At 68.2% G+C, this 19,232-nt stretch carries 18 protein-coding genes; 1 reads left to right on the plus strand and 17 read right to left on the minus strand.

Annotation, left to right across the window (positions count from 1 at the left end; genetic code table 11):
* Positions 1 to 41: 41 nt before the first annotated feature.
* From ASF63_RS04575 to ASF63_RS04650, 16 genes are all read right to left on the minus strand, one after another.
* A complete protein-coding gene (locus ASF63_RS04575; RefSeq protein WP_157534222.1) occupies positions 42 to 533 on the minus strand; it encodes a hypothetical protein in 492 nt (163 codons plus the stop codon).
* Positions 534 to 627: 94 nt separating this feature from the next.
* The gene (locus tag ASF63_RS04580) at positions 628 to 2,205 is read right to left on the minus strand and encodes a Rieske 2Fe-2S domain-containing protein (RefSeq protein ID WP_056509968.1); all 1,578 of its coding nucleotides are present in this window, start codon (positions 2,203 to 2,205) and stop codon (positions 628 to 630) included.
* Between the two features lie 75 nt (positions 2,206 to 2,280).
* On the minus strand, positions 2,281 to 5,580 hold the full coding sequence (locus ASF63_RS04585) for an SNF2-related protein (RefSeq protein ID WP_235560686.1): 3,300 nt from the start codon (positions 5,578 to 5,580) through the stop codon (positions 2,281 to 2,283).
* 56 nt (positions 5,581 to 5,636) lie between these two features.
* Entirely contained in the window at positions 5,637 to 6,047 is a 411-nt protein-coding gene (gene nusB / locus ASF63_RS04590; RefSeq protein WP_056509971.1) for a transcription antitermination factor NusB, read from the minus strand.
* 3 nt (positions 6,048 to 6,050) lie between these two features.
* Complete coding sequence (gene efp / locus ASF63_RS04595; protein WP_056307658.1) at positions 6,051 to 6,611, minus strand: elongation factor P; 561 nt, start codon at positions 6,609 to 6,611, stop codon at positions 6,051 to 6,053.
* A 73-nt stretch (positions 6,612 to 6,684) separates the two neighbouring features.
* Positions 6,685 to 7,122: a type II 3-dehydroquinate dehydratase gene (aroQ, locus tag ASF63_RS04600; RefSeq protein WP_056509972.1), complete on the minus strand. Its 438-nt coding sequence runs from the start codon at positions 7,120 to 7,122 to the stop codon at positions 6,685 to 6,687.
* A complete protein-coding gene (aroB, locus tag ASF63_RS04605; RefSeq protein ID WP_056509974.1) occupies positions 7,119 to 8,207 on the minus strand; it encodes a 3-dehydroquinate synthase in 1,089 nt (362 codons plus the stop codon). Before aroB ends, aroQ begins: the two co-directional genes overlap by 4 nt.
* Positions 8,204 to 8,722, minus strand: a complete 519-nt coding sequence (locus ASF63_RS04610) for a shikimate kinase (protein ID WP_056509976.1) — start codon at positions 8,720 to 8,722, stop codon at positions 8,204 to 8,206. The genes aroB and ASF63_RS04610 overlap by 4 nt, the downstream gene beginning before the upstream one ends.
* Positions 8,706 to 9,935: a chorismate synthase gene (gene aroC, locus ASF63_RS04615; RefSeq protein WP_056509977.1), complete on the minus strand. Its 1,230-nt coding sequence runs from the start codon at positions 9,933 to 9,935 to the stop codon at positions 8,706 to 8,708. The genes ASF63_RS04610 and aroC overlap by 17 nt, the downstream gene beginning before the upstream one ends.
* 53 nt (positions 9,936 to 9,988) lie before the next feature.
* Positions 9,989 to 10,801: a shikimate dehydrogenase family protein gene (locus ASF63_RS04620; RefSeq protein WP_235560687.1), complete on the minus strand. Its 813-nt coding sequence runs from the start codon at positions 10,799 to 10,801 to the stop codon at positions 9,989 to 9,991.
* A complete protein-coding gene (gene mltG / locus ASF63_RS04625; protein WP_056509982.1) occupies positions 10,798 to 12,369 on the minus strand; it encodes an endolytic transglycosylase MltG in 1,572 nt (523 codons plus the stop codon). Before mltG ends, ASF63_RS04620 begins: the two co-directional genes overlap by 4 nt.
* Positions 12,369 to 12,845, minus strand: a complete 477-nt coding sequence (gene ruvX, locus ASF63_RS04630) for a Holliday junction resolvase RuvX (RefSeq protein ID WP_056509984.1) — start codon at positions 12,843 to 12,845, stop codon at positions 12,369 to 12,371. The genes mltG and ruvX overlap by 1 nt, the downstream gene beginning before the upstream one ends.
* Positions 12,842 to 15,502: an alanine--tRNA ligase gene (gene alaS, locus ASF63_RS04635; protein ID WP_056509987.1), complete on the minus strand. Its 2,661-nt coding sequence runs from the start codon at positions 15,500 to 15,502 to the stop codon at positions 12,842 to 12,844. Before alaS ends, ruvX begins: the two co-directional genes overlap by 4 nt.
* 72 nt (positions 15,503 to 15,574) lie before the next feature.
* Entirely contained in the window at positions 15,575 to 15,763 is a 189-nt protein-coding gene (locus ASF63_RS04640) for a hypothetical protein (protein ID WP_056509989.1), read from the minus strand.
* A 106-nt stretch (positions 15,764 to 15,869) separates the two neighbouring features.
* The gene (gene rpsD / locus ASF63_RS04645) at positions 15,870 to 16,499 is read right to left on the minus strand and encodes a 30S ribosomal protein S4 (protein WP_052677824.1); all 630 of its coding nucleotides are present in this window, start codon (positions 16,497 to 16,499) and stop codon (positions 15,870 to 15,872) included.
* A gap of 162 nt (positions 16,500 to 16,661) precedes the next feature.
* Complete coding sequence (locus tag ASF63_RS04650) at positions 16,662 to 17,993, minus strand: replication-associated recombination protein A (protein ID WP_082477819.1); 1,332 nt, start codon at positions 17,991 to 17,993, stop codon at positions 16,662 to 16,664.
* Between the two features lie 112 nt (positions 17,994 to 18,105).
* Between ASF63_RS04650 and ASF63_RS04655 the strand changes: the two genes are divergently transcribed.
* Positions 18,106 to 18,402, plus strand: a complete 297-nt coding sequence (locus ASF63_RS04655) for a hypothetical protein (protein ID WP_056509991.1) — start codon at positions 18,106 to 18,108, stop codon at positions 18,400 to 18,402.
* 64 nt (positions 18,403 to 18,466) lie between these two features.
* On the opposite strand, the gene ASF63_RS04660 is transcribed toward ASF63_RS04655, so the two are convergent.
* Positions 18,467 to 19,150 (minus strand): winged helix-turn-helix domain-containing protein, encoded by a 684-nt coding sequence (locus ASF63_RS04660; RefSeq protein WP_235560688.1) that lies wholly within the window; start codon positions 19,148 to 19,150, stop codon positions 18,467 to 18,469.
* Positions 19,151 to 19,232 lie beyond the last annotated feature (82 nt).

Consider the following 19,232-nt stretch of genomic DNA (forward strand, 5'->3'; position numbering starts at 1 on the left):
CGGTGTTAAAGGTTGCTTGATGCGTCCAGTCTAGCGCGCGGTCAGCGCCAGCCGAGAACGTCGCGGACGACCGCCTGGGAGGCGGGCGAGCCGTCGTCCGCGATGCCGCGCAGCGACTCGTGCGAGAGCATGGCGCCCTCAGCTCCCGCCGCCGCGGTGATCTGCTCGAGCGCGGCGGCGACCCGCGGCGCCGCAGCTCGCGCATGGGTGGCGTCGCCGCGTGCGGACGTGTGGGGGAAGACGACGAGCTCTGCGACTCCCGCCGCCACGGGACGCGCGGCGGCGACGACCAGGGTCGGCGGAAGCACATGCTGGAGTGCATGCGGCATCGGGAACGGCAGCTCGTCGGTCAGAAGGCCGCGCCACCAGCTGCGATGGGAACGCTTCTCATCGCCGATCTCGAGGGCTGTCGCCGTCCACTCCGAGCCGCGCTCGCGCAGACTGTCGGCGAATCCGTCGGATCGCGCCTCGAATCCCTCCTCGGTGAGAAACTCGGCGGCGATGCGCACGAGGCGCTCAGAATCCGAGCGCACGATCCACCGAGCACCCCGCCATGGTCCCTTGTACTCGAGGCGCGATGTTCGTGCGTCACGACCGGAACCCTGCGGGTGCGGGGAACGCGGCACGTCAGCCGGCCTCGCTGAGCACGGCGTCGGTGACCTCGTCGATCTTGGTCGAGCGGATCGGGTGACCGCTGGTCGAGAGACAGCGACCGGTCTTCAGGTCCCACTTCCAGTCGTGCATGCTGCACGTCAGGATGCCGTCCTCGTCGACCTTTCCGGTCTTCGTGAGGTCGGCACGCAGATGCGGGCAGCGACGCTGCACGACCCAGTCTCCGACTTCGGCGTCCTCGGTCTGGTCGGTCTGCTCCTGATACCAGTTCTCGACGTACTCGATGCGGTCGACCGAGAGGCACTTGAGGAACGTCGTGAGGAACTCGTTGAACTTGCCGCTGCGTCCGACCTGGAACTGCATCGACAGGAAGATCGAGTTCGACCAGTCGATCTCACGGTCGCGGATGTTCGTCGAGACGAGATCGGCGGGGATCGTGTACCAGTAGATGCACTCCTCGCCGGCATACTCGCGCACCTTGGCGCGGGGGAAGTCGACCACCATGTCGAGGTCGCCGATCTTGAACCGGACGCATCCGCCGACGCCGAGACGGATGGTGCGCGACTTCTTCAGCAGCGGCTCCCACCAGCCCTTGAGGGCTTCGAGGATCTCGGCGGCGGGAAGGATCTCGGCGCGCGATGCCTCCTCGTCCGTGATCTCCTGCTGCCGCGACGCCCGCTGCTCCTCGAGGTAGTCCCACTTCTCGTCGAAGATGTGGGCCAGCTCAGCCTCGGTGTACAGCGACTGCTCCGTGGCCACGTCTCCCCCGTCGACCGTGACGACCGTGCCGGGGACGAACAGGTGACCGTCGTACTGCGGCGACAGCTCTTTCATGTGCGCGAGGAACTGCTTCTGATCCGTGAAGATCGACTCGCCGTTGCGGCCGATCCCGTTGAAGTCGAAGAGTTCGTCGCGCAGGAACATGGGCGGCCCTGCCATCGGGAACACGTGCGGGGCGTCCACCTTGTCGATGTAGTACATCGCTCGCTTGTTCTGGGCATCGCGCTTGAGCTTCGCGAAGTTCTGCTTCGCGTCCATCGGCAGGTCGTAGACCATGGGCCACCAGATGGCTCCCGACACCTGCGTGAAGTACGCGTCGGGCTTGCCGAAGTGCAGGAGTGTGTCGAGATCGAGCGGATGCGAGTCGTTCTGGTTGAGGATCGACGCGGTGCCGTCGTCGACGCTCAGCGACGAGTCGCCGATCGGACCGTCGCTCGGGGCACGCAGCGGCGTGATCATGATCTTCAGGTCGCCGCGTTCGATGATCTCCCCGGCGGGCGCGTAGGTGATGTTCGTGTAGCCGAGCGCCCTGATGTCCTGTTCGAGGTCATCGATCGGGTACTCGGGCAGGAGCACCTCGATGTCCTTGCGGATGTACCGCTCGAGCAGTCTCGGGTCGAAGTGGTCGCGGTGGCGGTGAGAGATGTAGAGGAAGTCCGCCTCACGGCCGAATCGCTCCCAATCGAGGCCCCGGTTGTCGGGGAACGGGAACCACGAGCCGAAGAAGGAGGGCCCGAGAACGGGGTCGCAGATGATGTTCCCGCCGACCGTCTCGATGAACATCCCGGCGTGGCCGAGTCCCGTGATCCGCATGCATTCCTCCTGAAGTGAACCGTTCGATTCTACCGATGGGCCCCTGAGCGGACGCGGTGACCGGGCCGGAACAAATCACCGATCCTCGAAGAGGCCCTTGATGTCGTCCGCCGTGATCGACTGCGCGAACAGCTCGTCATCGTCCATGACGGCGGTGAAGAGGCGTGCCTTGCGCTGCTGCAGCTGCAGGACCTTCTCCTCGATCGTGCCGGTCGAGATCATCCGGTAGACGAACACCTGACTGGTCTGACCGATCCGGTGCGTGCGGTCGATCGCCTGCTCTTCAGCGGCCGGGTTCCACCACGGATCCAGCAGGAAGACGTAGTCGGCCTCCGTGAGCGTCAGACCGAAGCCTCCGGCCTTCAGGCTGATCAGGAAGACCGGCTGCTCCCCGGCCTTGAACGCGTCGATGACCTGCTCCCTATGCCGCGTCGACCCGTCGAGGTGCGCGTACGGAATGCCCGCAGCCTCGAGGCGCGCGGCCGCGAGATCGAGGAATGAGGTGAACTGGCTGAAGACGAGTGCCCGGTGACCCTCCGCCTGCAGCTCGATCACCCTCTCGAGCAGCGTGTCGAGCTTGCTCGAGCCGATCTCCGCGTCCGCCTCGTCTACCAGACCGGGAGCGAGGCTCAGCATCCGCAGCAGAGTCAGCGAACGGAAGACGATGAACCTGTTGCGGTCGAGGTCGTCGAGCAGGCCCAGCACCTTCTGACGCTCCCGTTGCAGCACCACGTCGTAGAGCGCGCGATGCTCGGGGCTCAGCTCCACTTCGAGCAGCTGTTCCTGCTTCGCCGGCAGATCCGAGGCGACGAGCTCCTTGGTGCGCCGCAGCATGAGAGGCCGGACACGACGACGGAGCTGTGCGAGGCGCCGGGCGCGGTACTCACCGCCCTCCTCGTTCTCGGGGACCTTGCCCTTCTCGATCGGCTGGATATACCTGTCGCGGAACTTCCGTGCGGACGGGAACAGTCCGGGAGCCGCGAGAGACAGCAGCGACCAGAGCTCCGACAGGCTGTTCTCCATGGGGGTGCCGGTCACCGCGTACGTCACGTCGGATCGGAACGTCGCGATGGCGCGGTGCAGACGCGTCTTCGGGTTCTTGACGAACTGGGCCTCGTCGAGGATCAGCGCTGCCCACTCGACGGTGCGGAACTCCTCCTCGTCGAGCCTGGCGACGGTGTAGGAGCTCACGACGAGGTCGGCCGACTCCGCGGCGCGGCGGAGAGCGTCTGCGCGCCTGCCGCTGGTGCTGTCGACGATCGACACCCGCAGTCCCGGGGTGAACCGTGCTGCCTCCGACCGCCACGTGCTCAGCACCGAAGTGGGAGCGAGCACCAGGAACGGACGCGTCTCGCCTTGGTCTTTCGCGTGCTGGATGAAGGTCAGCAGCTGCAGCGTCTTGCCGAGGCCCATGTCGTCGGCGAGGATGCCCCCCATCCGGTGCCGCCAGAGGAAGGCGAGCCAGTCGAACCCGGTCTTCTGATAGGGCCGCAGCTCGGCCTGCACGCCCGCGGGCACCGGGGTCTCGGGCACGCCGGTCGCCTGACGGAGTCCTTCGGCCGTGGCGCGCCAGTTGACCGCTGGCTCCGCCTCGTCTGCGAGGTCTTCGAATTCCTCCCAGAGGTCGGTCTGATACCGGCTGATCCGGGGCCCGGTCTCCCATTCCTGCAGCTCACCGGCCTCTTCGATCAGGTCGCGGAGGCGATCCAGTGCCGGGTGGTTGAGCGAGAAGTACCCGCCGTCGGCGAGCAGCAGCTTCTTGCGGCCCTTGCTCAGCGCAGTGAACAGCGGACCGAACGGGATCCGTCTGCCGTCGATCGTCACGAGGATGCCGAGATCGAACCAGTCCGAGTCGGTCGTCTCGACTGTCGTGACCTTCACCTCGGGGGCACCGGTCAGCTCGCGGTACTCCTTGGGGGCGCCGACCGATTCGACGGTCACACCCGCCGCCTCGAGGACGGGGACGCCTTCGGCGACGAACGCCGCGGCGTCGATGTCGTGGAACGAGCCCGCCGGCCGGAAGTTCGTCGCCCTGAACTCCTGCCACGCCTCCTCGATCCGGGCCCGCACCGTGGTCTCGGCTACGGCGTCGCGCACGGCGGCGTCGGTCCAGGCGAACGGCACCCGTCCGAACCGGCCGTAGGACCATTCGAACGAGTAGCTGACGACGTCACCGCGTTCATAGGTGATCGTCACGACGGGCTTCGGATCGGGCACCTCCGGCAGCGAGACGGCGCCGACCGTGCGCACCACACCGCGCCTCGCGAGCAGCGGGTAGGCGTCGGAGATGAACGCCTGCTCGTCCGACGCCGGGACGACGATCTCCTCTGGGGCGGCGAGCAGCGCGCGGATCTGCTCGCTCAGCGGCGCCTCCGCGAGCACGATCTCGATGCGCGCGCCGATCAGCCCCGCCGAGTACACGCCGGTGCGGCCGATCGGATGAACCGCGGATGCGGCGACAGGGGCGCCGTCGATCTGCGCCTCGGCGGCTACGGACAGCGAACCGTCGTCGACCCGCGTGATGCGCGCCGACACCTCGGCCGACGTGGCGAGGCGCACGGATGCGTTCTTCTGGCTCGCGACCAGCGGTATGCCGAGCTCCGCACCCGAGCGGAGCTGGCCCCACAGCAGCGGCGACTCGACCTGATCGAGCACGAGCCAGTCGCCGGCGTTGCCGGAGAGCAGCGAATCGCGGGAGATGCTCAGCAGGTCGCCGAACCAGCGATTCTGCACGCGTCCGAACTGAGCGGCATCCCGACGCACGGCATCCCACCCCGCTCCGCCCTGGATCCAGGATCCCGTCTGCGCGCTGCGCATCAGCGGCCGGATGGCGAGCAGCAGCTCCCCGGTCGGCCGGGCGAGATCCCGCGCGGTCGCCGCGCGCACCGGGCGCGGACCCCAGTGGTTCTCGGATCTGGACTCCCGATGACGCAGCTCGACTCCGAGCGCCAGCGGCTGCGGATGCCGGGAGACGGCCGGGTCGAGCAGGCTGCGCCACGAAGGCGTCGCCGTGGCCGGAGCCGGCGCGGGCGTGTCGACCGGCTCGGCGGGCCTCTTCAGCGCTGCGGCCTGCTCGGTGTACTCGTGGACGTTCGATGCGAGCAGCGTCGCGACGACGTGCTTGCATCCGCTGCGCACCGGGCACGAGCAGCGCGTCGTGCGGACCCGCCGCGTGCCGTTCGACGACAAGAAGACGATCTCGGTCTGGTACTGGGCGTCGCCGCTGCCGCTGACGTGGCCCTCGAGCTCGAGGAGATCCTCATGCCAGACCACGTCGAGCACATTGCCCTCGCGGAAGTAGGCCAGACCGCGCTGATATCCGCCCACATCCGTGATCTGCATGAGGTCGCGGAGGTCGACGTGCGGCGCGGGCATGGCCCCATCCTTCCCGCGGCCCCGGACATCGAGGTCGCCGCCGCCTGATGCCTCGCTCAGGCTGCGCGAGAGACGCGTGCGAGCACGCCGTGCACGAACGCACCCGAATCGTCGGTCGAGAACTCCTTGGCGAGTTCGACCGCCTCATCGATGGCGACCGCGGTGGGCACCACGTCGTTGAAGAGGATCTCCCAGACGCCGATGCGCAGCAGAGCGCGATCGACGGCAGGCATGCGCTCGATCTTCCAGTCGCGGCTGTGCGTGGTGATCTGCTCATCGATCTCGTCGCGGTGATCGATGATGCCGTCGACGACCTCGCGGGCGTACAGCCAGGAGGCCTCACGCGCAGGCTCGCTCGCGGCGCGCTGGGCTTCGGCGGCCAGCGTCACCGCGACCTCGTCGCCACGGACGTCGGCTGAGAACAGAATGTCGAGTGCGCGCTTGCGCGCCTTCGTTCGGGCGCTCACGCCTTACTTCTCGCGACCGAGGTAGTCGCCCGTGCGCGTGTCGACCTTGACCTTGGTGTTGGTCTCGACGAACAGCGGAACCTGGATCTCGTACCCGGTCTCGAGGGTCGCCGGCTTCGTTCCCGCCGACGAGCGATCGCCCTGCAGACCCGGCTCGGTGTATGTGATCTCGAGGATCACGGACGCCGGAAGGTCGATGTAGAGCGGGTTGCCGTTGTTGAGCGCGATCGTGACCTGCTGGTTCTCGAGCAGGAAGTTCTTCGCGTCACCGACGGTCGCCGCACTCACGGTGATCTGGTCGAAGTCGGTCTGGTCCATGAACACGTAGCCGTCACCATCGGTGTACAGGTAGGTGTAATCACGACGATCGACGTTCTCGATCTCGATCTTCGCACCGGCGTTGAACGTCTTGTCGACGACCTTGCCGCTCATCACGTTCTTGAGCTTGGTACGGACGAATGCGCCGCCCTTGCCGGGCTTGACGTGCTGGAATTCGACGACGCTCCAGAGCTGCCGCTCGATGCTGAGGACGACGCCGTTCTTGATGTCTGCGGTAGATGCCATGCGCTGGACTTTCCGTTTCTAGAGTCTGGGGGCCGTTCTCGTCCCGGTGGACTGGGTGGGCCGACAGTCGATTCTACGGGATGAGCGCTGCGAGCTGCCGCACGGCGCTCGCATACCCGTCGACGCCCTCGCCGATCACACGGACGGCGGCGACGTCGTGGAGGTAGGAATGGTGCCGGAACTCCTCGCGGGCGTACACGTCGGAGATGTGAACCTCGGCGAATGGCAGCGCAACGCCGGTGAGTGCGTCGCGCAGCGACACGGAGGTGTGGGTGAGGCCCCCGGGATTGATGATGATCGCCGCGCAGTCCTCCCGGGCGGCGTGGATCGCGTCGATCAGCACACCCTCATGGTTGCTCTGGACGACGCGCACCTCGAAGCCCGCGGCAGCGGCGGCCTCGGCGGTCAGGTGCTCCACATCAGCGAGCGTCGCCGTGCCGTAGACCTCGGGTTCACGGCTGCCGAGCAGGTTGAGGTTCGGACCGTTGACGAGGAGTATGCGGCGCGTCATTCGCCGATCTCCTGGTATGCAGCGAAGAGCAGAGATTCGTCGGGGGCCTGCAGGACCGTGGGCTTCGCGATGTCGTCGAGCAGGATGAATCGCAGCATGCCGCCGCGGCTCTTCTTGTCGCGCTGCATCGTGGCCAGCAGCTGCGGCCACGCACCGGCGCGGTATCCGGTCGGAAGACCCAGCGACTCGAGGATCGTGCGGTGGCGCTCTGCGGCCTCGTCCGAGAGGCGTCCGGCCAGTCGCGACAGCTCCGCCGCGTACAGCATCCCGATAGAGACAGCCGCGCCGTGTCGCCAGCGGTAGCGCTCCGCGTGCTCGATCGCATGACCGAGGGTGTGACCGTAGTTGAGGATCTCGCGCTGCCCCGCCTCGCGGAAGTCGTCGGAGACGACCTTCGCCTTCATGTCGATCGCGAGTTCGACCGCGCGCCGGAACTCCGGGGTCGTGGTGTCGACGGCCCGAGCGGGGTCGGCTTCGATGATGTCGAGGATCTCGGGCGCCCAGATGAAACCGGCCTTCGCGACCTCGGCGAATCCGGCCGTCGCCTCGTTCGGGCTCAGGCTCGAGAGTTCGTCGAGGTCTCCGATCACCGCGCGCGGAGCCCAGAACGCACCGACGAGGTTCTTGCCCTCTGCGGTGTTGATCCCCGTCTTCCCGCCGACCGACGCGTCGACCAGTCCGAGCACGGTCGTCGGCACCTGCACGACCTGCACGCCGCGCAACCAGGTCGCCGCGACGAACCCGGCGAGGTCGGTGACCGCGCCGCCGCCGTATCCGACGACCGCATCCGTGCGTGTGAAGTCGGCCTGGCCCATGACCTGCCAGCAGAACGCCGCCACCTCGATGCGCTTGCCCTGCTCGGCATCCGGCACCTCGGCCAGAAGCACCTCGCGCGGTCCGTTCTCGACGTCCGCGAGCAGTCGATCGCGCAGCTCCGCGGCACGGGCCGCGAGCGTGGGCGGGTGCACGACGAGGATCTTCCGCACGCCCGGATCCAGGGCGGCAGAGACCTGATCGAGGATCCCGCGTCCGATGCTGATGTCGTAGGGGGTCTCCCCCGTCACATTGATGGTGGTGGTGCTCATGCTCGTTCTCTCCTCCATGCCACGATGTCGTCGGCGATGCGCTGCATGGGGCGGCGAGACGTGTCGAACGTCACGGATGCCACCTCGTCGTACCAGCCTCGACGTTCTTCGAAGATCTGCGTCCAGCGCCCGACCGGATCGTCACCCGCGAGCAGCGGTCGGCCACCCGCATTGATGCGGTGCACGACCGCCTCCGGCGACACTGTCAGGAAGACGACGGGATGCTCGCGCAGCAGCGCCCGCGTTCCGGGATCCGTCACCGCGCCGCCTCCGAGCGAGATCACCCCGCCCGCGCTCAGTGCGTTGGCGACCTCTGCCCGTTCGAGCGAGCGGAAGTGCGCCTCGCCGTGGTCGGCGAAGATCCCGGGGATCGGGCCGTGGGCGGCGACGACGCGCTTGTCGGTGTCGATGAACGGCACACCGAGCTTCTTGGCGACGCGGCGACCGACGCTGGTCTTGCCGGCCGCCATCGGACCGACGAGCACCAGCGTCAGGCGCTCAGCCTCGCTCGTCATGCGCGATGAGCGCCGCCTCGGACGCCGGGGTCGTCCGCAGCTCGGCCGGAATGCCGGCCAGGTACCCATCGAGGTTTCGACGCGTCTCGCGGATGCTGTCGCCACCGAACTTCTCGAGCACGGCGTTTGCCAGCTCGACGGCGACCATGGCCTCGGCCACGACACCGGCAGCGGGCACAGCGCACACGTCCGAGCGCTGGTGGTGGGCAGTGGCATCCTCGCCGGAGGCGATGTCGATCGTCCGGAGGGCGTGGGGGACGGTCGCGATGGGCTTCATGCCGGCGCGAACGCGCAGCACGGTGCCGGTCGACATCCCGCCCTCGGTGCCTCCCGCACGGTCCGAGCCGCGCGAGATGCCGTCGGCAGTGGCGAACAGCTCGTCGTGAGCGGCGGAACCCCGGCGACGGGTCGTCTCGAAGCCGTCGCCGACCTCGACGCCCTTGATCGCCTGGATGCTCATCAGCGCCTTTGCGAGACGCGCGTCGAGGCGGCGGTCCCAGTGCACGTGCGACCCCAGCCCGGGAGGCAGGCCGTAGGCGAGGACCTCGACGATGCCGCCGAGGGTATCTCCATCCTTCTTGGCGTCGTCGACTTCGGCCACCATGAGGGCGGACGTGGCCGGATCGAAGCAGCGCAGCGGGTCGGCGTCGAGCGTCTCGACGTCATCGGGCGTCGGAAGCGCGGAGCCTGCCGGCACCTGCACGGGACCGATCGACAGCGTGTGGCTCACGAGACGGATGCCGAGCTCTCCCAGGAACGACCGGGCGATCGCACCGAGTGCGACACGGGCGGCGGTCTCGCGCGCGCTGGCACGCTCGAGGATCGGGCGCGCCTCATCGAAGTCGTACTTCTGCATGCCCACGAGGTCGGCATGGCCGGGGCGCGGTCGGGTGAGCGGCGCGCTGCGACCCCTCGACTTGTCGGTGAGCTCGACGGGTTCGGGGTTCATGACCTCGATCCACTTCGGCCACTCGGTGTTGCCGATGCGCAGGGCGATCGGGCTGCCGAGCGTCTTGCCGTGACGGACACCGCCGGAGATGGTGAGCTCGTCCTGCTCGAACTTCATGCGCGAGCCGCGGCCATAGCCGAGCTTGCGACGTGCGAGATCGGCCTGGATCGCCTCTGAGGACACGGGGACGCCCGAGGGCAGACCCTCCATGACGGCAATGAGTTCTGGGCCGTGCGATTCGCCGGCCGTGAGCACGCGGAGCATTGCTCTAGTCTCCCACGCGTTTCGACCTGACTCGTGCCGCGTGTCGTCGGCGGTTACAGAACTGCTCTCATCGCGGCGACCACGCCATCTTCGCCGGGCAATGCGATGGTCTGATCCCCGTGTCGGAAGATCCGGATCTGCCGTACGGCCTGCCAGAGCAGCATCCCTTCGCCGGAGATCGCCTGGCCGCCCGTCCAGGCGGTGGCGAGTGCGGAGGGCCACGGCGCGTAGGCGACGTCGAACAGCGCTCCCCCGCGCTCGCCGAGACGCGCGACCGTCGCGTCGTCGAGGGCTGACCCGCTCGGAAGAGTCGCCACGGTGAGATCGACCCGGTCAGCGCCTCCGTCGAACGCGTCAGAGGTGACCTCCACTCCGAGTCGCTCTCCGAGCGCGATGAGCGACGCGGCACGCTCGGGGCGACGCGCGCGCACCTCGATAGACCGGGCACCGAGTTCGACGCACGCGACGACTGCGGATGCCGCGGTCGCACCGGCCCCGAGCACACGCACCCGATCCACGTCCCCGAGGCTCTGCTCGCCGAGGGCATCGATGATCCCGCCGACATCGGTGTTGAATCCCTGGACGGGATCCGTCAGGAGCAGCGTGTTCACGGCCCCCGTGAGCTCGGCATGCGTGTCGCGTGTCGCCGCGGCCCGATGGGCCCGCTCTTTCAGTGGCATCGTGAGCGACAGACCGAGCCAGGAGTCATCGAGCGACGCAAGGGCATCGTCGAAAACGCTCTCGTCGACCTGCCGACTCGAGTACTCCCAGTCGAGGCCGAGCACGCCGTACGCGGCCGCATGCAGCCGCGGCGACTTCGAGTGTGCGATCGGGTCGCCCCACACCGCGAGATGCCGAGGCGTCATCCGGCCGAGCATCCCCCATCGGGGTTCTCCTGGCACCACTTCTCCCACTTCTCGACGCCCTGGAGGTGCTCCTCGTAGGTCACCGAGAACTGAGTCTCTCCCGTGGCGAGGTTGATCGTGACGAAGTACAGCCACGGACCGTCAGCCGGGTGCATGGCCGCGTCGATGGCCGCATCGCTCGGGCTGGCGATCGGCGTGATCGGCAACCCCGTGTGCACGTAGGTGTTCCAGTCGTTGGGATCCTCGAGCGCCTCGGCCGAGCTCGAGACGACGCCCTCGTGCAGCGAGCCGTAGCCGTACTGCGCGGTCGAGTCCATCTGGAGCTTCATGTCGATGTCCAGGCGGTTCTGGATCACGCGCGACACCTTCGGGAAGTCCGCCGTGAGTCCCTCACGCTGGATGATCGACGCGATCGTCAGCACACGCTGAGCGTCTTCGGCGGGAACGCCGGCGGCATCCAGCGACTCCTTGGTGCGATCGACCATGCGCTGGATCACCTGCGTCGCGGTGACGCCGGGATCGAACGTGTAGACGGCGGGGAAGAGCCAGCCCTCGAGACTCTGCGCGGTCACGCCGTAGGTCGCAGGATCCGCGTCCACAGCTGCCTGGAGGTCTTCGATCGGCATCCCGAGTGACTCCGCCATCCCGGGAAGCGACGACTCGATCGTCGCGCCCTCTCCGACGCTCGCCGAGTTCTCGAGCTTGTTCGCGGGGTCCTGAAGCGCCTCGAGCGCGGCCTCGGCCGTCATCTTCTCCTGAAGCCGGTAGATGCCAGGGTAGAACGTGACGGCGATGTTCTCCTTGACGAGGTAGTCGTAGAAGACCTCGTCGGTACGGGTGACACCCGCTTCGTACAGTGCAGTCGACACGGGTGAGCCGGTGTCGCCCTCCTGAACGGTGACGAGCACTTCGCCGGACGCTATGCCGGGCTCCCAGTCGGCCGGTTCGCCCCACCCGAGGGCATCGCTGATCTTGTCGCCGTACGTGTTCCAGGCCCAGATTCCGGTGCCGACGATGCCTCCGATCACGGCGAGCACGATGATCAGCGCGACGAGGCAGCCGGTGCGGCGCTTCTTCTTCTTCGGAGGGCGACTCCCGGAGTCCTCATCGGTGTGCGCGTGGAAGAGATCTTCGAGGCGTCCACCGGAACCCGCAGCGCCCGCGGCGGCGGTCGCGGGCAGGGCTGCACCTGCGACGACGGGCGCGGATGCTCCGTCGCGGTCTGCGTCGGACGTGGGGACGCCGTCGCGAGCTGCGGAGACGTGGTCACCGCCGCGTGTCGCGGAGTCGTCGGCGCGCATGTCGGACGACTGGGCGGGACCGGTCACGGGAAGAGCGCGGGTCGACGCGTCGTCGTCCGAACCCGGCTCCTGCGGTTCAGGCACGGGTGCCTGAGCGCCGGGCGCCTGCGCCGCAGCCGCCTCGCGGGCGGCTCTGCGCGACCCGGGAGCCGGTGGCGTGTTGTCGACCGTCGGGCTCTGCTGCGACGGATCGGGAAGATTCTCGAACAGGTCGCCGAGGCGGGCGTCCGGATCGTGCTGAGGTGAAGAACTCTCACGTTCGGGCATTAGCGTGGGGACTCCTCGTCGAGCGGAATCGTGTCACCGGGCGGGTTTCCGGTGCTCTTCTCCGTGTCGATCGCCTGCTGCAGCAGAACCACCGCGGCGATCTGATCCACAATGCTACGAGACTTCTTCTGAGATCTGCCCGAAGAGCGCAATGCGGCGTGTGCGGTGACCGTGCTCAGACGCTCGTCCACGAGACGGACGGGCGTGCCCGTCCGCGACTGCAGCGCCGCCGCGAACTCGCGCGCATCGGTCGTGGATGCGGTGTCGGCACCCTGCAGGTTCACCGGAAGGCCGACCACGAACTCGAGCAGGTCGAAGTCCTGTGCGATCTCCGCGATCCGGTCGATCGCCGAGTCGTTGCGCTGGACCGTCTCCACGGGGACGGCGAGCATGCCGTCGGGGTCGCAGCGAGCGACCCCGACACGTGCACGTCCGACGTCGATACCGAGCCGCACACCGCGACGGAATCCGCTCACGCTGACTGCAGCTCCTGCGACACGGCCTCGAGAGCAGCCGGAAGAGCCGCGGCATCCGTGCCGCCGCCCTGGGCGACGTCGTCACGACCGCCGCCTCCGCCGCCGAGCACGGAAGCGGCGCGCTTCGCCAGCGCACCGGCCTTCGCGCCTGCCGCGCGGGCGGCATCGTTCGTCGCGACGACGACCACCGGGCGACCGTTCACCACGGCGCCGAGAGCGACGACCGCAGCGTCCGACCCGAGGCGGTCGCGCACCCCGAGCACCAGCTCACGCACGTCGTCGGCCGAGGCGACCTCACCGAGAGACCGTGCGGCGACCCGGAAGGCTCCGATACGCCCCGCGGACTCCGCGATGGCCGGGACCTGACCTGCGCGCTCCTTGGACTCGAACTGCGCGATGCGCTTCTCCGCCGCCTTCAGGCTCGCGGAGAGGTCCGCGATGCGCTCGGCGAGCTGATCGCGCGGGGTCTTGAGCGAGGTGGTCAGCTGCGAGACGAGAGCGCGCTCGGCGGCCAGCTCGCGGAATGCGTCCTGTCCGACCAGAGCCTCGATGCGACGGTTCGACGCGCCGACCGAAGACTCGCCGACGACGCTGACGAGACCGATCTCGGCGCTCGAGCTCACATGGGTTCCCGCGCAGAGCTCACGCGACCAGGGACCACCGATGTCGACCATGCGCACGACGTCGCCGTACTTCTCGCCGAACAGCGCCATGGCGCCCGCCTCCTTCGCCTCGTCGAGGGTCAGGATGCGGGTCGAGACCTCGAGGGCGTCGTTGACCGCGCGATTGGTGATCTCCTCGATCTCGGTGCGCGTGTCGGCCGACAGCGCCTGCGACCACGAGAAGTCGAAGCGCATGTAACCGGCGCGGTTGAGCGAGCCCGCCTGCGTGGCGGTCGGGCCGAGCGTGTCGCGCAGCGCGGCATGAACGAGATGCGTCGCGGAGTGCGCCTGCCGGGCGGCGCGGCGGTTGGCCGCGTCGACCACCGTCGTGGCGGCATCATCGACCGCGACGACGCCACGCGTGACCTCGACTGTGTGGCTGATGAGCCCCGGAACCGGGCGCTGAACATCGAGCACTTCGAGTTCGAACCCGGGGCCCACGATCACGCCCTTGTCGGCGACCTGTCCACCCGACTCCGCGTAGAGCGTCGTCTCGGCGAGCACGACCTCGGCGATCTGCCCCTCGGCAGCGCTGCGCGCCGGCTGACCGTCGACGAGGATCCCGAGGATGCGCGAGTCGACCTCGAGCTCGGAGTACCCGTCGAAGCCGGTCTCGCCCAGCGCGCGCAGGTCGCGGTAGACCGAGACATCGGCGAGCTGACGCTTGCGGTTGCGTGCATCGGCCTTGGCCCGGGAGCGCTGCTCCTGCATCAGGGTGTCGAAAGCCGCGCGGTCGACGTCGAGGCCGGCCTCTTCCGCGACCTCGAGGGTGAGGTCGATCGGAAAGCCGTAGGTGTCATGCAGGAGGAACGCCTCGGGGCCGCTGAGCGTCGTCGCTCCGCCCTTCTTCGTCTCGTCGAGCGCGAGGTCGAGGATCGTGGACCCGGAAGCGAGCGTGCGCCGGAAGGTCTCCTCCTCGGCGAAGGCCGCGGCCGACAGCGTCGACCAGTCCTTCTCCAGCTCGGGGTACGCCGACTTCATGGCGTCACGCGAGGTGGCGAAGAGCTCGGGGAACACCGGCTCGTCGACGCCGAGCAGACGCATCGAGCGCACAGTGCGTCGCATCAGGCGGCGCAGGATGTATCCGCGACCCTCGTTGGAGGGCCGGACTCCGTCGGACAGCAGCATCAGTGAGGAGCGGACGTGGTCGGCGACGACGCGGAAGCGGACGTCGTCTTCGTGCACCGCCCCGTAGCGGCGACCGGAGAGCTCGACGGCCCGATCGAGCACCGGGCGCACCTGATCCGTCTCGTACATGTTCTCGACGCCCTGCTTGAGGAACGCGACGCGCTCGAGTCCCATGCCGGTGTCGATGTTCTTCTGGGGCAGCTCCCCCACGATGTCGAATTCCGTCTTGCCGCGGATGTTCTCGATGAAGTCCTGCATGAACACGAGGTTCCAGATCTCCAGGAACCTCGAATCGTCTGCCGCAGGGCCGCCGTCCTTGCCGTATGCGGGGCCGCGGTCGAAGAAGATCTCGGAGTCAGGGCCGCCGGGGCCGGGCTGGCCGGTGTTCCAGTAGTTGTCGGCACGCCCGAGGCGCTGGATGCGCTCGGGCTTCAGGCCGATGATGTCGCGCCAGATGGATTCGGCCTCGTCGTCCGTCTCGTAGACGGTGACCCAGAGGTCCTTCTCGTCGAACCCCATGCCGCCGTCGGCCTCGGAGCTCGTCAGCAGCTCCCAGGCGTAGCGGATCGCGCCCTCTTTGAAGTAGTCGCCGAACGACCAGTTGCCCATCATCTGGAAGAAGGTGCCGTGACGCGCGGTCTTGCCGACCTCTTCGATGTCGTTGGTGCGGATGCACTTCTGCAGATCCGCGATGCGCGGATGCGGTGCGGGAACGACGCCCGTGAGATACGGGATCATCGGCACCATTCCGGCGACCGTGAACAGCAGGGACGGGTCGTCGCTGACCAGGGAGGCCGAGGGGACGATGACGTGGTCGTTCTTCTCGAAGTAATCGAGGTAGCGCTGCGCGATCTCCGCAGTTTTCATAGGGGTGCCAGGTGTCCTTGCGTGCTGAGTGGGAAACAGATGACGAGAACCGCGTGCGGTGAGGCGCGCCGGTCAGTCGTCAGCGGGGTCGGTGAGACGTGCCTTCTCGTCGCGGTAGGAGTCGCCGATGATCGCCGTGAACGCGTTGAATCGCGCGTCGACCTCGGCGAGGATGTCGTGACCGCGCGGGTCCTTGTTCATGAAATGAGCCGCGACGAAGCCGCCGATCACTCCGATCAGGAACCACAGCACGTTCTTCATGTCGCCATCCTTGCCCTTGACCCGCGAAGGCGCGGTGCCTCCATCGTATGCGGAAACGACAGAAGGCGTCGGGTGAACCCCGACGCCTTCTGCGGAAAAGCTGAACTCAGCGAGCTGCGTAGTACTCGACGACGAGCTGCACTTCACAGGTCACGGGGACCTCGGCACGCTTCGGACGACGAACCAGGCGAGCCTGGAGCTTGTCGAGCTCGACCTCGAGGTAGCCGGGAACGGGAGGCAGGACCTCGGCGTGACCGCCGGCCGCTGCGACCTGGAAGGGCTCGGTGCCCTCGCTCTTGGCCTTGACGTGGATGAGCTGACCCGGCTTCACGCGGAAGGACGGGCGGTCGACGAGCTGGCCGTCGACGAGGATGTGACGGTGCACGACGAGCTGACGAGCCTGTGCGGTGGTGCGGGCGAAGCCCGAACGCACGACGAGAGCGTCGAGACGCATCTCGAGCAGCTCGACCAGGTTCTCACCGGTCAGGCCGTCCTGACGACGAGCCTCGTTGAACGTGTTGCGCATCTGCTTCTCGCGGATGCCGTACTGCTCGCGCAGACGCTGCTTCTCACGCAGACGGACGGCGTAGTCGCTGTCAGCCTTGCGCTTGGTGCGGCCGTGCTCACCCGGAGCGTAGGGACGCTTCTCGAGGTAGCGGGCGGCCTTCGGGGTGAGCGGGATGCCGAGGGCACGGCTCAGACGAACCTTGCGGCGGTCCTGGGACTTCGTGGTCACGAAGTTTTCCTTCCGATGACGTGGTCGCGTCTTTCACGACTCACGGACGTATCGTCCGCGTTCTGCCTTGGAGCGCACGCCGGGGCGCCAGCAAGGTGTGGTGTGAACGAGGAGATGCCCGAAAACTCGGTTTCGAGCCGATCCAGTCTAACAGATCCAGGCTCAGCGGCCGTCGAGGATGCGTCGGATGCGCTCGAGACGAGCCGAGATGTCCCGCTCCGCCCCGAGGTTCTTGGGTTCGTAGTAGCGCCTGCCCTGCAGTTCGTCCGGCAGATACTGCTGCGGGAGGATGCCGAACTCGCTGTCGTGCGGATAGACGTAGCCGCGACCGTGACCGAGTCGCTTGGCCCCCGGATAGTGGGCGTCGCGCAGATGCAGCGGGACCCGACCGAATCCGCCGGAGCGGATGTCCGCGATGGCCGCGTCGATACCGGTGTACGCGGCGTTCGACTTCGCGGTGGTAGCCAGATAGACCGTGGCCTCGGCGAGCGGGATCCTTCCCTCGGGCATGCCGATGAAGGCGACCGCGTCGGCGGCCGCGACCGCGATCGTGAGCGCCTGCGGGTCGGCGAGCCCCACATCCTCGGAGGCCGAGATCACCAGACGCCTCGCGATGAAGCGCGGATCCTCCCCCGCCTCGATCATGCGAGCGAGATAGTGCAGCGCGGCATCGGGGTCGGATCCCCTGATCGACTTGATGAACGCGCTGATCACGTCGTAGTGCTCGTCGCCCTGGCGGTCGTAACGCAGCAGCGCCTTGTCGACGGCCTGGGCCACGTCGTCGGCGGTCGCGGCCGGCACCGCGCCGTCTTCGCCGTTGGACAGAGCGACCGCAGCCGCGGCCTCGAGCCCGGTGAGCGCCCGCCGGGCATCACCGGAGGCGAGCCTGATCAGCGCGGCGCGCGCGTCGTCTGCGAGGGTGACCGCACCGTTCAGCCCGCGTGCGTCGGTGACGGCCCGGTCGACGAGGAGACCGATGTCGTCGTCGGTCAGCGGCTGCAGGGTCAGCAGCAGCGAACGTGAGAGCAGCGGGGAGATCACCGAGAACGAGGGATTCTCGGTGGTCGCCGCGATCAGCAGCACCCAGCCGTTCTCGACCCCCGGCAGCAGCGCGTCCTGCTGGGCCTTGGTGAAGCGGTGGATCTCGTCGAGAAACAGGATCGTCGTCTGGCCGTACAGGTCGCGCTGCGTGATCGCCTCCTGCATCACCTCGCGCACGTCCTTCACGCCGGCGGTGATCGCGGAGAGTTCGACGAACCGCCGACCGGACGACCGTGCGATGGCCTGGGCGAGCGTGGTCTTGCCGGTGCCCGGCGGACCCCAGAGGATGATCGACACCGCCCCGGGCGACGTCGCCGCCGGATCCGCGAGGGCCACGATCGGCGAACCCGCCCGCAGCAGGTGCTTCTGTCCGGCCACCTCGTCGAGGGAGACGGGGCGCATGCGCACCGCGAGGGGCGTCTGCCCGGAGAGCAGTGCAGCGGCGGAGGTCATCCGTCCAGGCTAACGCGGCGCACCGACACCGCGGGCAGGATCAGCGTGCGCCGGCCGCGACGGTAGGCTCTCAGGCGACGGTGCACATTCACGTCCAGTAAGGGAGCACGCAATGGCCGGACGCGGGTCCAAGAGCGCGCAGTCGCGCACCGAAGCGGAGCGCGTTCGTCTCCACAACGCCCGCAGGGCTTGGCATGACGGGCAGATCCGCCGCCGTGTCCGAGACAACACGATCGCGAGCATCGTCGGGTCCCTGATCGTCGTGGCCGCCATCGGCAGCCAGGTCGCGTACGCGCAGGCGAATCCGCCGGCACCCGACCCCACTCCCAGCGTCGAGCCGACCGAGGCTCCGCTCCCGACGGATACGACTGTCCCCGAGCCCGTCCCCACTGACGCACCCGTCGAGTAGCAGAGACGCGCCGATCCCGCACCCGTGCGGACCTCCAGTCTGACGTCGGCCGTTCTCCGACCGATCAGGCATCGATGACGGCGAGCCGATACCCGCGCTTCACGACCGTGTGTACGAGTGCCCGGTCTCCCAGCGCCTCACGCAGGCGTGCGACCGCGACCTCCACCGCGTGAGCGGTGCGCTCCGCCCCGGGGAGGACGTCGCCGAGTTCCGAACGCGAGAGAACGCTCCCCCCTGCCGCTGCCAGTGCGTCGATCAGCGCGGTGGCGGATCGTGTGAGCGGGATGAACCCGTCATCGACCACGACGCCCCTGCTTCTCACCTGCATCCGCCCCGAGTCGGTCGGCAGCGACGGAGCGCCACCGCTCTCGAAATGCTCGATGACGTGGCGTGCGAAGGTCCCGGCCCGATCGGCGTTCGCGATCGCGGTCCGGATCTGCATCCGTTTCATCGCCGCCGCGCCGCTCGCCCCTCCGACGACCACGAGCAGGCGGCCCGCGTCGATGCGGCGCCGGATGCGGCCGAGTGAGCCTGTCTGCTCGGCGACCGCTGCCCACGATGTCGCTGCCGCGTCCGACAAGAACAGCACGGCATCGGCTTCACCGCGTTCGGCGCCTGCGACCGTGCCGATGAGCCGCTCCTTCTCGCTCGTTCGTGCGGCGCCATCTGAGACCCGAACACCGCGGACGACGGCGCCCCCGCCCGCGAGCATCGCAGCGATGTCGGCGCGATGCTCGTCGCCCACCACGATGACAGTGCAGCCGATCAGGGGCGAGTCCGGCGGTGTCACCGAAGCGGCCCGCGCTCGGCGCACACGACGGCCGTCCACA

The organism is Microbacterium sp. Leaf320 (assembly GCF_001423485.1).
Taxonomy (GTDB): domain Bacteria; phylum Actinomycetota; class Actinomycetes; order Actinomycetales; family Microbacteriaceae; genus Microbacterium.